Origin of the sequence: Bacillus sp. RIT 809 (assembly GCF_016892495.1) — a bacterium.
Lineage (GTDB): Bacteria > Bacillota > Bacilli > Bacillales > Bacillaceae_G > Bacillus_A > Bacillus_A cereus_U.
In genome coordinates, this window is record NZ_JAFEMR010000091.1 from 1 (window position 1) to 227 (window position 227).

Below are 227 nucleotides of genomic sequence, written 5' to 3' on the forward strand. Positions count from 1 at the left end.
TGTGTTACCTTGCGCACCTTGAGGTCCAGTGGAACCAGTAGCACCTGTGCTACCTTGAACGCCTTGAGGTCCAGTGGAACCGGTAGCACCCGTGTTACCTTGAATACCTTGAGGTCCAGTAGCACCTGTGTTACCTTGCGCACCTTGAGGTCCAGTAGCACCCGTGTTACCTTGAACGCCTTGAGGTCCAGTAGCACCCGTGTTACCTTGCGCACCTTGAGGTCCAG

At 55.5% G+C, this 227-nt stretch carries 1 pseudogene; it reads right to left on the bottom strand.

Going from position 1 to position 227, the window contains the following annotated elements:
• Positions 1-227: pseudogene (locus tag JTF23_RS27605) on the bottom strand (Gly-Xaa-Xaa repeat protein); the annotation flags it as partial.